General features: G+C 72.4%; 9 protein-coding genes and 1 pseudogene. 2 read left to right on the top strand and 8 right to left on the bottom strand.

What is annotated here, in order from left to right; translation table 11 throughout:
* Positions 1–76 precede the first annotated feature (76 nt).
* Positions 77–2,074, top strand: a complete 1,998-nt coding sequence (locus EHO50_RS43305) for a flavin monoamine oxidase family protein (protein WP_128437391.1) — start codon at positions 77–79, stop codon at positions 2,072–2,074.
* 44 nt (positions 2,075–2,118) lie between these two features.
* Here EHO50_RS43305 and EHO50_RS43310 read toward each other — a convergent pair whose 3' ends face one another.
* From EHO50_RS43310 to EHO50_RS43325, 4 genes are all read right to left on the bottom strand, one after another.
* Positions 2,119–4,803, bottom strand: coding sequence for a SpoIIE family protein phosphatase/ATP-binding protein (locus tag EHO50_RS43310; RefSeq protein WP_128437392.1), 2,685 nt, complete (start codon positions 4,801–4,803; stop codon positions 2,119–2,121).
* 137 nt (positions 4,804–4,940) lie between these two features.
* Positions 4,941–6,083, bottom strand: coding sequence for a PP2C family protein-serine/threonine phosphatase (locus EHO50_RS43315; RefSeq protein ID WP_181449806.1), 1,143 nt, complete (start codon positions 6,081–6,083; stop codon positions 4,941–4,943).
* A gap of 102 nt (positions 6,084–6,185) precedes the next feature.
* Positions 6,186–6,941 carry an IclR family transcriptional regulator gene (locus tag EHO50_RS43320; protein ID WP_128437393.1) on the bottom strand — a complete coding sequence of 252 codons (756 nt, stop codon included), beginning with the start codon at positions 6,939–6,941 and terminating at the stop codon, positions 6,186–6,188.
* 78 nt (positions 6,942–7,019) lie between these two features.
* Entirely contained in the window at positions 7,020–9,086 is a 2,067-nt protein-coding gene (locus EHO50_RS43325) for a SpoIIE family protein phosphatase (RefSeq protein WP_128437394.1), read from the bottom strand.
* Between the two features lie 234 nt (positions 9,087–9,320).
* Here EHO50_RS43325 and EHO50_RS43330 point away from each other — a divergent pair, with 234 nt between their 5' ends.
* Positions 9,321–11,801, top strand: a complete 2,481-nt coding sequence (locus EHO50_RS43330) for a SpoIIE family protein phosphatase (protein ID WP_128437395.1) — start codon at positions 9,321–9,323, stop codon at positions 11,799–11,801.
* Between the two features lie 87 nt (positions 11,802–11,888).
* Here the strand turns inward: EHO50_RS43330 and EHO50_RS44755 are convergent.
* The 4 genes and pseudogenes from EHO50_RS44755 to EHO50_RS43350 form a co-directional block, all read right to left on the bottom strand.
* A pseudogene (locus EHO50_RS44755) lies at positions 11,889–12,005 on the bottom strand (succinyl-CoA--3-ketoacid-CoA transferase); the annotation flags it as partial.
* Between the two features lie 35 nt (positions 12,006–12,040).
* Positions 12,041–12,784, bottom strand: a complete 744-nt coding sequence (locus EHO50_RS43340; protein WP_128437396.1) for an SDR family NAD(P)-dependent oxidoreductase — start codon at positions 12,782–12,784, stop codon at positions 12,041–12,043.
* A complete protein-coding gene (locus tag EHO50_RS43345) occupies positions 12,781–13,707 on the bottom strand; it encodes a fumarylacetoacetate hydrolase family protein (RefSeq protein ID WP_128437397.1) in 927 nt (308 codons plus the stop codon). The genes EHO50_RS43340 and EHO50_RS43345 overlap by 4 nt, the downstream gene beginning before the upstream one ends.
* 13 nt (positions 13,708–13,720) lie before the next feature.
* Positions 13,721–14,659 carry a VOC family protein gene (locus EHO50_RS43350; protein ID WP_128437398.1) on the bottom strand — a complete coding sequence of 313 codons (939 nt, stop codon included), beginning with the start codon at positions 14,657–14,659 and terminating at the stop codon, positions 13,721–13,723.
* Positions 14,660–14,668 lie beyond the last annotated feature (9 nt).

The raw sequence follows: 14,668 nt of genomic DNA on the forward strand, positions 1-14,668 counted from the left end.
TGATGCGCTTGCCCGTTCAGGTGATGAACTGGCCGATGGGCCACCTACCCCCCAACTCCCCCCGTATCCAGGGCACATGGACAATCACCGCGCCCCTGTCGGCCCGACTTCCCTCTCCCGACGGCAGTTCACCACCAGGACCGCCACGACGGCCGCCCTGGCCGCGTTGACTCCCACCGCGGCCGTCGCCGCACCCGCCGTACCTCCGCAGGCGTCCCCGCGTACCACCGCCGACTGGGACACCTGCCTGGCGGTCGCCCGCGCTCTGCTGGTGGTCGACGACCGCGACCGGCCGCTCGTGCCGACGTACCGGACGATCCTGGACTCCGGGCTGCCGCGCGCGAAGACGAAGACCGCGAGGAGAATCCTCGTCGTCGGCGCCGGTCCCGCCGGTCTGGTGGCCGCCTGGCTGCTGAAGCGGGCCGGGCACCATGTCACGCTCGTCGAGGCCAACGGCAACCGGGTCGGCGGCCGGATCAAGACCTTCCGCACCGGCGGGCACGAGCAGGCGGCGCAGGCCTTCGCCGATCCGGTCCAGTACGCGGAGGCCGGTGCCATGCGCATCCCCGGCAGCCATCCGCTGGTGATGAGCCTGCTCGACCAGCTGGGCGTCAAGCGACGCCGGTTCCATCTCGTCGACGTCGACGGCGAGGGCAAACCCGTCAACAACGCCTGGCTGCACGTCAACGGCGTCCGCGTGCGCCGCTCCGAGTACGCAAAGGCGCCCCGCAGGATCAACCGCTCCTTCGGCGTCCCCCGCGAGTACTGGGACACGCCCTCCTCGACCATCCTGCGCCGCGCCCTGGATCCCGTACGCGACGAGTTCAGCACGGTCGGGGCGGACGGCAAGCGCGTCGACAAGCCGATGCCGGAGCGGGTCAAGGGCTGGGCGCGGGTCGTGCAGAAGTACGGCGACTGGTCGATGTACCGGTTCCTCACCGAGGAGGCCGGCTTCGACGAGCGGACCATCGACCTGATCGGCACCCTGGAGAACCTCACCTCGCGGCTGCCGCTGTCCTTCATCCACAGCTTCATCAGCCAGTCCCTGATCAGCCCCGACACCGAGTTCTGGGAGCTGGTCGGCGGCACGGCGACCCTGCCGGACGCGCTGCTGAAGGAGGTCGCCGACGTCCTGCGCCTGGACCGGCGCGCGACCCACATCGAGTACTGGGCCCCCGGCCGGCCCGGCGCCGACGACACCTCCCACGTCGACGCCAAGGGCCCGCACGTGTGGATCGACACCGTCTCCGAGGGCCGCGACGGCAAGGTCGTGCGCGAGCAGTTCACCGCCGACCTCGCGATCGTCACCGTGCCCTTCTCGGGGCTGCGGCAGGTGCAGGTCAGCCCGCTGATGTCGTACAAGAAGCGGCGCGCGGTGGCCGAGCTGCACTACGACAGCGCCACCAAGGTGCTGCTCGAATTCGGCCTGCGCTGGTGGGAGTTCACCGAGGACGACTGGAAGCGCGAACTCGACGCCGTACGGCCCGGGCTCTACGACGACTACCGCAAGGGCAAGGCCCCCGCCGACGGCAGCCTGCTCGGCGCCCACCCCTCCGTCCCGGACGGCCACATCAGCGACGCGCAGCGCGCCCACTACGCCGCCAACCGCTGGGCCACCCGCGACCAGCCCGAGGCGGCGCACATCATCGGCGGCGGGTCCGTCTCCGACAACTCCAACCGCTTCATGATCAACCCCTCCCACCCGATCGACGGCAGCAAGGGCGGCGTCGTCCTCGCCTCCTACAGCTGGGCCGACGACGCCTCCCGCTGGGACTCCCTCGACGAGGACGCCCGCTACCCGCACGCACTGAGGGGGCTGCAACAGGTCTACGGCCAGCGCGTCGAGGTCTTCTACACGGGGGCCGGGCGCACGCAGAGCTGGCTGCGCGATCCATACGCGTACGGGGAGGCGTCCGTGCTCCTCCCCGGTCAGCACACCGAGCTGCTGGAAGCCATCCGCACGCCCGAAGGGCCGCTGTACTTCGCCGGGGACCACACCTCCGTCAAGCCGTCGTGGATCGAGGGGGCCCTCGAATCAGGGGTGCGGGCGGCGCTGGAGGCGCACCAGGACTGAGCGCCCGCGAGTCGTCCTGGGGCAGTCGGGTGCCGGCTCCCGCGTCAGGCGGGTGCCGGTCCCTGCGGCAGTGGCTGTTCCGTCCAGATCACCTTGCCGTCCGCGGTGTACCGCGTGCCCCACCGCTCGGCAAACTGCGCCACCAGGAACAGGCCCCGTCCGCCCTCGTCCGTCGTGGCCGCGCTGCGCAGATGCGGGGCGGTGCTGCTGCCGTCGGCGACCTCGCAGATCAGGGCGCGGTCGCGGATCAGACGCACGTGGATGGGGCCGGTGGCATGGCGGAGGGCGTTCGTGACCAGCTCGCTGAGGATCAGCTCGGTCGTGAACGCCTCCTCCGCCAGGCCCCAGTCGTCCAGGGTCCGGGTGGCCGCCGCCCGGACCCGGGCCACGGCCGAGGGGTCGCCCGGCACGTCCCAGGACGCCGTGCGATCGGCGGGGAGCATCCGCGTCCGCGCGACGACGAGGGCGACGTCGTCGCGCGGACGCTCGGGCAGCAGGGCCTCCAGCACCGCCTTGCACGTCTCCTCCGGCGTCCGGGAGTGCGTCGGCGGCGCCGCGGCGAGCGCCCCGCGCAGCAGCTCCAGACCCTCGTCGATGTCCCGCCTCTGGTCCTCGACCAGCCCGTCCGTGTACAGCACGAGACCGCTGCCCTCGGGCAGCCGCAGCCCGGTCGCCTCGAAGGGCAGGCTGCCGCCCAGGCCCAGCGGGGGCCCGCCGGGGACGGCAGGGAACTCGACGCGGCCGTCGGGGTGCACGAGGGCCGGTTCGAGGTGGCCCGCACGGGCGAGGGAGCACAGCCCGGAGGACGGGTCGTACACGGCGTACAGGCAGGTCGCCCCGGTGACCGGCGCGGCCTCGCCGTCGCCTTCGTCCTGATCGATACGGACCACCAACTCGTCCAGATGGCCGAGGAGTTCGTCGGGCGGCAGATCCAGGGTGGAGAAGTTGTGGACCGCCGTACGGAGCCGTCCCATCGTGGCCGCCGCGTGCAGCCCGTGTCCCACCACGTCCCCGACGACCAGCGCCACCCGCGCGCCCGGCAACGGGATGACGTCGAACCAGTCCCCGCCGACCCCGCCCTGCGCCGCCTGCGCGGGCAGATAGCGGTAGGCGACGTCGAGGGCGTTCTGGGCGGGCAGGGCCCGGGGCAGCAGGCTGCGCTGGAGCGTGACCGACAGGGTGTGCTCGCGGGTGTAGCGGCGGGCATTGTCGATGCTGACGGCGGCGCGGGCCACCAGCTCCTCGGCCAGGGAGACGTCGTCCTGCTCGAAGGGTTCGGGCCGGTCGGCGCGCCAGAAGGTGGCCATGCCCATGATGACGCCACGGGCGAGCAGCGGAACCGTGAGCATCGTGTGGATCCCGAAGTCGACCAGTCTGCGGGCGTTCTCGGGATCCTGGTCCTGCCAGCCGGAAAACGCGGGCATGTCCGCCTCCAGCACGGTCTGGCCCGTGCCGAAGCCGAAGGCCTGAGGGGTGGCCGGGGCGAAGTGGATCAGCTTCCCGATCGGATAGAGCGGGCTGCCCTCCCGCACCCCCCGGAACGCGACCCGGCGCATGTCCGTGCGGCCCAGCTTCGGCTCCCCGCCGCGCAGCACCGGATCCGCCAGGTCGATGCTGACGAAGTCGGCGAACCGCGGTACCGCGAAGTCGGCCAGCTCCTGCGAGGTACGCGTGACATCGAGGGTGGTGCCGATCTCCAGCCCCGCGTCGTACAGCAGCTTCAGCCGCTCCTGCGCCACATCCGCCCGGCCGGTCATCGTCCGCAGCTCGGTGGTGTCCCGCAGCGTGGCCACGCTGCCGGGCGGCCCGCCGGCCCGGTCGGTCGACCGCTGGCTGACGGCCAGCAGCCGGCCCCGCGCCAGGTGCACCTCGTCGGTGGCGTCCCGCCCGGAGGCGAACAGCCCGGCCAGGTCACGCCCGATGCCGAGGTCGAGACAGGTCCGCCCCTCCGCGTCCGCGGCCAGCCCCAGCAGCCGGCGCGCCTCGTCGTTCGCGAGCGCCAGCCGCCGCCGGTCGTCCAGGATCAGCACACCCTCCCGTACGGAGTGCAGGACGGCGTCGTGATGCTCGTACATCCGCGTCATCTCTTCCGGCCCCAGCCCGTGCGTCTGCCGCAGCAGCCGTCGGCTGACCAGCGCGGTCCCGCCGGTGGCGAGGGCGAATGCGGCCGCCGCCGAGATGAGCAGCACCGGCAGCTGGTGGTCCACGATCCCGCCCACGCTGGCCAGCGTCACCCCGGCCGCCACCAGGCCGACGACCTCGCCGTCGCCGTCGGTCACGGGGACCACGGCCCGCACGGACGGGCCCAGGGTTCCGGTGTACGTCTCCCGTACGACCCCGCCCGCCGCGGCCGGTGCGATGGTGCCGACGAAGTGCTTGCCGATCTGGTCGGGGTTGGGGTGCGTGTAGCGGATCCCGTCCCTGGTCATCACGACGACGAAGTCCACGTCGGTGGCTTCGCGCGCCGCCTCGGCGCGCGGCTGGAGCAGCGCGGTCGGGTCCGGATCGGCCAGGGCCTCGGCGACGCCCGGCGCGTTCGCGAAGGACTCGGCCACGGCGAGGGACCTGTTGCGGGCCTCCCGCTGGGTGTCGTTGCGGACCTGCAGCACCAGGGCCGCCACCGCGGCGGCGACGAGGAGCAGGACGATCGCCGCCTGCAGCACGAAGACCTGCCGGGCGACGGTGCGCGCGCTCAACAGGGAGCGCAGGCGGCCGAGGACTGCGGCCATGCCTCTTTTCTAGCACGGGGCGCTCCGCAGGGAGAGCCGTGAGGGGGTGCCGGGCTGTGCCGTCGTTCGTCTGCCGACCCGTCGTGGCTGGTCGCGCCCGCGCGGCGGAGCCGCACACTCAGTGCAGCCCCGCGCCCCTAAGGACGATGCCGAACCGCATCTACGGGGGAGCAGGACGTAATGCCCCCGGTTACCGGCGTTTCCGCGGCGACCGGGATGCGGAGCAGCAGCAGGGCCGCGTCGTCGTGCAGTCGGCCGCCCACGTGGGCCAGCAGTTCGTCGTGGAGTGCGGTGACCGTGCGGGCCGGCTCCTCGGACGCGTGCCGCGCCAGCCCCTCGGCGAGCGGGTAGAACTCACGGCCGTGGTTGCGGGCCTCGGTGACGCCGTCGGTGTAGAGCAGCAACTGGTCCCCGTCGGCGAAGGGCAGCACCTGCAGTGCGGGGGACTCGCCCGAGAGGGTGCGCAGCCCGAGGGGCGGTGCCGGGAGGTCCGGATCGACCGGTACGACGACGGAGTCACGCACCAGCAGCGGCGGCGCGTGACCGCAGTTGACCACCTCCAGCTGACCCGCCCGCGGATACCCGGCGACCACGGCGGTGACGAAGTCGTCGCTGCCCAGGTTGCGGGCCAGGCTCCGCTCGATCCGCGCGACGACGGCGAGGAGGTCGGGCTCGTCGTAGGCGGCCTCGCGGAAGACACCGAGCACCAGAGCGGCCGTCCCCACGGCCGGCAGCCCCTTGCCGCGCACATCGCCGACGATCAGCCTGACCCCGTACGGCGTGGACACGAGCGCGTAGAGGTCACCGCCGATCCGGGCCTCCGCCGCGGCCGCGCTGTAGCGGACGGCCACCTGGAACGGCCCCACCGTCGCCGGTACGGGCTGCAGCAGGGCGTGCTGAGCGGCCTCGGCGACGGAGCGGACGGCCGCCAGCACCCGCTCGCGCCGCCCGCGCAGCGAGCTGGCCAGGACACTCGCCAGGGTGACGGCCATCAGGGCGGCCAGCACGACCGCCAGCTCGCGGTCCTCTCCGCCGTCCCGGACCCCGAGGGTCGCGCCCAGGGCCGCGGCGAGCAGCCCCACACAGAGCACTCCGCGCGGCCCGTTCGTGGTCGCGGCGAGCGCGGGACCCACGGCGAGCAGCGGCACCGAGGTCATCCCCGACCCGCAGATGAGGTCGACGAGCACGATGACGAAGACGATCAGGATGGGCAGTACGGGCGCAGTGGCTACCAGTTGCCTCGGCCAGTGGCCACGACCGTGGTGCGGGGCCTTGCTCATGTCTTGTCGGCTGTCCTCACCTGTGTCCGCGGGCATACACCCGAGAAATGTCCGTTTCGTCTAGGAAATAGGTTCGACGCGGGCGGGACAAGGACTGCATTTTCAGATAGTGAGCGAGAGGCCTCTCGTCACGCGGCTCGCGGCCGGGAGCAGCCGCGTAGTGATCTCCTCCAGCCGGGAGCGCCGGTCGGCCCGCAGCGAGACGCCGAGCGAGCCGAGGGTGTCCCCGCTGTACACGGGCACCGCGACGCAGACCGTGCCGAGGGAGTACTCCTCCAGGTCCGTGACCGCCGGGGTCGGCGAGGAGTCGAGCCGCCGGAGCAGCTCCGGCGTATCGGTGATCGTCTTGGGCGTGAGGTCGGCGAGCGAATGCCGGGACAGGTAGTCCTTGCGCGCGTCGTCGCCCAGTTCACGCAGTACAGACTTGCCCAGCGCCGTGGCGTGCCCGGCGTCCTCGAACCCCACCCACAGATCGACGCGCGGAGCGCGCGGCCCGTCGACGATCTCGGCGACCCGGATCTCCCCCTCCTCGTAGAAGGTGAGGTAGGCGGCGGTCGACAGCTCGTCCCGCAGCGCGGCGAGCGTGGGGCGGATCCGGCTGAGCAGCGCCTGCGCCCGGCCCGTCGTGTGCAGCGTCTGGAGCCGCTCGCCCAGGATGAACCCGCCGTCGTCGAGCTTGCGTACGTACCCGTCGTGGACCAGCGTCCGCAGCAGGTGGTACGCCGTGGCCAGGGGCAGGCCCGTCTCGCGGGCCAGCTGCTTCGCCGGCGCGCCGTTCTCGTGCGCGCTGACCGCCTCCAGCAGGCGGAAGGCTCGCTGGACAGAACTGATCAGCGTCGGGCCCTCACGTGCACCCATACGAACAGCGTGCGCCGGGCGTGCGGCGCGGGCAAGGTGGGCGGGACCGGCGTGACCGGGGGACAAGCCGGGCTGCGTCTACAGCACCCGCGCGACGAGAAGGGCGACGTCGTCGTGGTCGTCGGGATGGCGCAGGCCGTACAGCAGCAGGTCGCAGGTCTCCTCGAGGGGCCGTTGCGGTTCGTCGAGGAAGCCGAGCAGGACGTTCAGGCGGTCGTCGATGGGGTGGAGGCGGGTCTCGACGAGGCCGTCGGTGTACAGGACCAGCAGATCGCCGGGACCGAGCTCGACCGTGGTGGTCCCGAAGGGGATGCCGCCGACGCCGAGTGGGGCTCCCGCGGGCAGTTCGAGCAGTTCGGGCGCCTGGCCGGGGCGGGCCAGCGCGGGCGGCATGTGTCCCGCGTTGGCGATGTGGCACTGCCTCGTGCGGGGGTCGTACACCGCGTAGAGGCAGGTGACGATGTAGTGCTCCAGATCGCAGGTGATCTTGTCCAGGTGCTGGAGCACGGCCCCGGGATCGAGGTCGAGGTCCGCGTAGGCGCAGGTGGCGGTGCGCAGCCGGCCCATGGTGGCGGCGGCGTCGATGCCGTTGCCCATGACGTCGCCGACGACCAGGGCGGTCTTGTCGTCGTCCAGCGGGATGACGTCGTACCAGTCGCCGCCGACCTCGCTGGTGGCCTGGGCGGGCTGGTAGCGGGAGGCGAGCTCCAGGCCGGTCTGGTGCGGCGCATGGTCGGGCAGCAGGCTGCGCTGGAGGGTGAGGGCGGTGTTGCGCACGCTCTGGAACCAGCGGGCGTTGTCGATGGCCACGGCGGCACGGCTGGCCAGCTCGCTCGCCAGGACCACGTCGTCCTGGTCGAACGGCACCGGGTTGCGGGTGCGCTTGAGGTCGAGGGCGCCCAGCACCTCGCCGTGCGCGATCAACGGCACGGCGAGATAGGAGTGGACGCCGGCGCGGGCGAGCAGGGCGGTGGCCTCGTCGTCCCGGGCGATGCGCCGCAGATCGTGTTCGCCGACATGGCGCACCAGCACCGGCCGGGCGGTGTGGACGCACAGGGTGACCAGGCGGTCGCCGTCGTAGGCGGCGAGGTCACCGGGCGGGTCGGCGGCACGCAGGGCCACGCTGGGGTAGGCCGCCTTCAGGGCGAGGGCGCGGAAGAGCTCGGGACCGTTGTCCGGTTTGCGCATCCGGCGGCAGGCCAGCGCGGAGTCCAGGACGTCCACGGCGACCACGTCGGCCAGCTCGGGGGCGGCGATCTCGGCCAGTTCGCGGGCGGTCCGCTCCACCTCCAGCGTGGTGCCGACCCGGGTGGAGGCGTCCGCGACCAGGGCCAGGCGCCGCCGGGCACGGTCGGCCTCGGCGGCCGCGCGATGCCGCTCGGTGACGTCGACGAACGAGATGGCCGCGCCCAGGACCCGCCCGCTGGAGTCGTCCAGCCGGTAGAAGGACAGGGACCAGGCGTGCTCGTGGTCGGGGTCGGCCGGCGGTCGGCCCACGTGGTACTGGTCGAGCAGCGGGGTGCCCGTGGTGAGCACCTGACGCAGGGCGGACTCGATGGTGTCGATGTCGGGCAGGGGCAGGGTCTCCCGCAGCCGACGGCCGATGTGGTCCTCGGCCGGTGTGGCGTCGATGCGCTCCAGTGCCGGGTTGACCAGCAGATAGTGCAGGTCGGGGTCGAGGAGGGCGATCCCGATCGGGGACTGGTTGATCAGCCGCTCGCACAGCGCCAGGTCGGTCTCGACGCGCTGGAGCAGCGAGTGGTCGGCCGCGATGCCCAGGGCGTACACGTCCCCGAGATCGTCCAGCAGCCGCATGTTGCGGAACTCCGTGAGGACGGTGCTGCCGTCCTTGTGCCGCACGGGGAAGGCGCCGGCCCAGCTCCGGCCGGTCTCCAGCACCTCGGCGAACAGCTTCGCCACGGCCGGCAGGTGCTCGGGGTGGATGAACAGCCGTGCCGCGTGCGTGCCCAGGGCCTCCTCGGAGGTGTAGCCGAAGAGGTCCTCGGCCTGCGGGGTCCAGAACACGATGCGGCCGTCGGCGTCGACGACCACCGCGGCCACGCTCAGGACGTCCAGCAGGCCGGTCGGCCGGGGCGGCTCGGGGTCGTACCCGCCACCGTCGGACTCGAAGGATTCGGCTCTCATCCCAGCTCCTCCGCCACCGGCCGGCAGAGACTGCCGGCCTCCGTCACAGCCGGGTACCACGGCTGAGACGACCGGCACCTCCATGCTCCCTCCCACCCCGCCGCCTTGCCCACTCCGAGCGCGCCGGCAGGCCCTCAGGACGGGACCGGGCGCCGTCGGCCCCGTGCACATCGGCCGGACAAGCAGGAACATGGTCGTGTCAGGACGGGACCCATGGACGCTGCGTGAGGACCCATGGATGCTCCGCGAGAAGACCCGGACGCGCGCACGTCCACACGAGCGCGCGCCCTGCTGGACGCCTCCTCCGACGCGGCGGCGGTGGTCTCCGGACGCGGTGTCGTGCTCGGCTGGACCCGGGCCGCGCAGGACCTGCTCGGCCACCCGGCGGCGGAGATCGTCGGCGGCCCGGCCGCACGGCTGCTGGCGATGCCCGGCGATCCGGTGCGAGTGGCCGGTGTCGTGGCGCGCTGCCGGGCCGGCATGGGATGGAGCGGCCTCATCCCCGTACGGCATCGCGACGGCCGCAGTATCGACGTGGACCTGCGGGTCTCCGCGGCCTTCCGGATCGGCGCGGACGAGTGCTTTCTGCTCTCGGGGCGTGAGCGGCGGCAGCAGTGGGAGGTGGGCCAGTCCGTCCTCGACGGCTTCCTGACCCGCTCGCCGGTCGGCATGGCCGTGATGGACACACAGCTGCGCTACGTCTGGCTGAACGACACCCTGGAACGCTTCGGCGGTGTGCCCCGTGAGCAGCGGCTCGGCCGCCGGCTGAGCGAACTGCTGCCCGGGCTGCAGGCGGAGACCATCGAGGGCCTGATGCGCAAGGTCCTCGACACCGGCGTCCCGGTGACCGACTACGAGTACGTGGGCTGGAGCTGGGCCGACCCGCACCGCCGGCGCGCCTACTCCACCTCCTTCTTCCCCCTCGTGGACGCCGACGACTCGATCACCGGGGTCTGCTACATGGTCTCGGACGTCACCGAGCGGTGGAACGCCCGCCAGCTGCTGGCGCTGGTCAACGAGGCCGGCACCCGCATCGGCACGACGCTGGACGTGCTGCGCACGGCGCAGGAGCTCGCCGACTTCGCCGTTCCCCGCTTCGCGGACTTCGTCGTCGTGGACCTGCTGGAGCCCGTCCTGAGCACCGAGGGCCACGGGGCGTGGCTCACCGACGCGGGCCCGGCCCCCGCCAAGCCGGTCATGCGCCGGGCCGGAATGAACTCGGTGCGCGAGGGCTGCCCGGAGGCGGTGGCGCAGATCGGTGACCGGGTCGACTTCGTGCCGCCGCCGCACGACGCGCATCTGATCGTCGACGGTGAGCCGATCCTCATCCCGGTCCTCGACCCGTCCGACGAGCTGTGGGCCACCGAACAGCCCGAACGGGCGGCCAGCATGCGCGAGTTCGGCCTGCACTCCCTCATCTCCGTGCCGATGCGGGCACGGAACACCGCCCTGGGCCTCACCACGTTCATACGGTCGCTCAACCCCGTCTCGTTCCAGCCCGACGACGTCCTCGTCGCCCGGGAGCTGGTGGCCCGAGCGGCGCTGTGCGTCGACAACGCCCGCCGCTACACCCGGGAACACGCGGCGGCGGTCACCCTGCAGCGCAGTCTGCTGCCGCAGGCCTTGTCGGGCGGTACGGCGCTGGAGGTGGCGTCCTCCTATCTGCCGGCGGACCCGTCGGGCGGGGTCGGCGGCGACTGGTTCGACGTGATCCCGCTGTCCGGCGCCCGGGTGGGCCTCGTCGTCGGCGACGTGGTCGGCCACGGCATCACCGCCGCGGCGACCATGGGCCGGCTGCGCACCGCCGTGCAGACCCTCGCCGACATGGAGATGCCGCCCGACGAACTGCTGGCCCACCTCGACGACCTCGTGCTGCGCCTGAGCGAGGAGCAGCCCGGCGACGGTGCGGCCGAGACGGCCGGGGCGGCCCACCAGAGCACGACGGCCTTCCTCGGCGCGACCTGCCTGTACGCCGTGTACGACCCGGTCACCAGGCGCTGCACCATGGCCCGGGCCGGGCACCCGCCACCGGTCGTCGTCGCACCCGACGGGCAGGTCTCCTTCCCCGAGCCTCCCGCCGGGCCGCCGCTCGGGCTGGGCGGGATCGCGTTCGAGTCCTGCGAGATCGAGCTCGCCGAGAACAGCCTGCTCGGCCTCTACACCGACGGCCTCGTGCACGCGGCCGACCATGACATGGAACGGGGCATGTCCCGGCTCGGCGACCTGCTCTCGCGGCACGACCTCGACCTCGGCACCCTGTGCTCGTCCGTGGTGGGCCGGCTCGTGCCCGCACCGCAGCCCGACGACATCGCCCTTCTCCTGGCGCGCACCCACGCCCTGGGCGCCGACCACGTCGTCTCCTGGGACGTGCCCGTGGACCCGGCCGCCGTCGCCGACATCCGGGCCCGGGCGACCCGCCAGGTGGAGGCATGGGGCCTCGACGAACTGGCCATGACGACCGAGCTGATCGTGAGCGAGCTGGTCACCAACGCGATCCGCTACGCCGAACCCCCCATCCGCCTACGACTGCTCCGCGACTCCCGCCTGACCTGCGAGGTCTCCGACGCGAGCAGCACCGCCCCGCGGCTGCGGCACGCCCGGAGCATGGACGAGGGCGGGCGAGGCCTGTTCCTGGTGGCCCAGCTCGCCCATCGCTGGGGCGCCCGCTACACGGCCGACGGAAAGATCATCTGGGCCGAACAGGAGATCCCCTGAGCGCACCGGTCCTCAGTGGCGGGCCGCCGCGGGGGTCCTCCGTACGCCGACCACGGACACCACGGCGCCGATCACGCACAGCACACCGATCCGACCCGCCGCCAGCAGCACGCCCAGACCCCGGCCGAAGCCGCCGACGGCCGGCGACGCGCCGTCGGGGATGTCGGCGACCGCCTCGGCGGCGCTCTCACAGACCTTGTTCACACAGGTGCCTTTCCGGGGTGACGGCTGGTGGCGACTCATGAACGCAGCGCGTCCGAGAGGGACTTGACGCCGCCGTGCGCGGTGAGACCCCCGTCCACGGGGATCTCCGCGCCCGTGATGAAGGAGGCGTCGTCGGAGAGCAGGAACACCACGAGCGGGGTGATCTCGTCCACGGTGCCGGTGCGGCCGAGCGGCGTCTCGCGGATGTTCGCCGCGCGGAAGGCGGGGGCCGCGGAGGCGGTCATCTCGGTCTCGATGTAGCCGGGGTGGATGGTGTTGACGCGGATGCCGCGCGGGCCGAGTTCGGTCGCCGCCGCCTTCGACAGGCCCCGCAGCGCCCACTTGCTGGCCGTGTAGGCGACCGGGTAGTGGCCGGTGAGCGCGGCCGTCGAGCCGACGTTGACGATGGACGCGCCCGGCGCCATCAACGGGGCGAGGTGCTGGATGCCGAGCAGCGGCCCGGTGACGTTGACGGCGTGGACACGGTCGAAGTCCTCCGGGCGTACGTCGCCGAGTCGGGCGCGCCAGGTGATGCCCGCGTTGTTGACCAGGCCGTGCACACCGCCGTACGACTCCCGTAGCTCGGCGGTGAGTTCGGACCACTCCTTGTCGCTGGTGACGTCGAGGCGGCGGCAGCCGGGTGCGTCCGTCACGTCGGTGGCGATCACCTGGGCGCCCTCGCGGGTCAGTGCCTCGGCCTCGGCGGCGCCCTGGCCGCGTGCCGCACCCGTGACCACGACGACCTTGCCGAGGAGCCTCTTGGGACGCAGGTCGCTCACGGCCGCTCCCGGGGCCGACGTCGAGCGACCGGCACCGGCACCGGATCAGGGCCCGCCACCACGGTGTTGGACACCGAACCGATGCCCTCCACGGTGAGCGTGACGGTGTCGCCGGGCTTCAGCGGCGCCGGATCCTGCCGGCCGCGCACGCCCCACAACTCCGCCAGGCAGCCGCCGTTGCCGCAGGTCCCCGAGCCGAGCACGTCTCCGGGACGTACCCATGTGCCGCGCGAGGCGTAGGCGACCATCTCCTCGAAGGTCCAGCTCATGTTGGACAGCAGGTCCTTGCCGACCACCTCGCCGTTGACCTCTGCGGTCAGCGCCAGCCGCAGGAAACCGTCGGTGTCCCGGTACGGCTCCAGCTCGTCGGCGGTGACGAGGTGCGGGCCGAGGGTGGTGGCGGTGTCCTTGCCCTTGCAGGGGCCCAGGCCCACCTTCATCTCCGCCGACTGCAGGTCGCGGGCGGACCAGTCGTTGAAGACCGTGTAGCCGACGATGTGGTCGCGGGCCTGCTCCGGGGTGAGGTCGCGGCCCTCTCGGCCGATCACGGCGGCCACCTCCAGCTCGAAGTCGAGCACGGCCGACCCCGGCGGCACCGGGATGTCGTCGTGCGGGCCGTACACCGCGTAAGGGTTGGTGAAGTAGAAGGTCGGGGCCGCGTACCACCGCTCGGGCACCCCGGCGGCCCCGTCCACGGAGCGCCGTATGCCCTCCACGTGCTCCTCGAAAGTGACGAAGTCCCGGACGGTCGGCGGCTCCAGCGGCGGCAGCAGGCGTACGTCGGACAGCGGGACCGCGTCGCCCACAGGGCTGGTGCCGGCGGCGTTCAGGGGTGAGGTGCCGTCCGGCAGAGCCCGAACGACGCTGCCCTCCACGACTCCGCACCGACGGCGTCCCCCGTACAGGTAAGTGGCGATGCGCAATGGTCGGCGCCCCTTACACCGGCGGGGCGACGAAGACGCCGCGGTCGGGGTCGTTGAAGGACTCCTTGGTGACCAGTTCGTTCATGGGGTTGGCGGTGCCCCACTGGTCGGTGACCTCGGGCTTGGAGAAGTCGTAGACGTGGGGGTGCCAGGTGTCCTCGTCGAGGAGTTCCAGCTCGGTGGTGTATTCGACGGTGTTGCCGTGCGGGTCGAGGAAGTAGGTGAAGGTGTTGTCGCCCGCCATGTGCCGGCCCGGGCCCCAGATCTTCTTGAAGCCGGCGCGCATCACACGGCCGGAGCCGCGCATGTACTCGTCGATCCCGCGCATCTCGAAGGAGATGTGATGCAGGGAGGTGTGCGGGCCCTTGGCGATGGCCATGGAGTGGTGCTGGTTGCTGATCCGCATGAAGTGCATGACGTCGCCGATGTGCGGATGGCCGAGCGTGTCGGAGAGGCGGAAGCCGAGGTGGCGCTCGTACCACTCGCGGGTCTTGTCCAGGTCCGGCGAGTTGAGGACGACGTGCGACAGCTTGACCGGGATCGACTCCTTCTCCTCGATCTTGCGGTGCCGGCGCACCTCGACGTCCGCCGAGACCTCGATGGTGCGGCCGTCGACGTCGAAGAAGCGGAAGCCGTAGCCGCCGCCGGGGGTGTCGACCTTGCCCGGCTGGGAGATCAACTGCACGCCCTGGGCGAGGAGTTGCTCCGCGAGGGCGTCCACGTCGGCCGGGCTGCCCGCGCCGTAGGAGACCAGGTCGAGGCGCTTCTCGTCGGCCTTGCGCAGCCGTACGACGTACTGCTCGGGGCTGCCCTCGGCGGCCAGGAAGGAGATGCCGGAGTCCTCGGCGACCTTGGTCAGGCCCCAGACGCCGGAGTAGAAGTCGAGCTGCTTGTCGTAGTCGGGTACGGCGAGGTCGACGTGGCGCAGGTGGGTGAGCAGGCGGTTGCTCATGGGGGTTCC

This window comes from Streptomyces cyaneus (genome assembly GCF_004028635.1).
GTDB lineage: Bacteria > Actinomycetota > Actinomycetes > Streptomycetales > Streptomycetaceae > Streptomyces > Streptomyces cyaneus.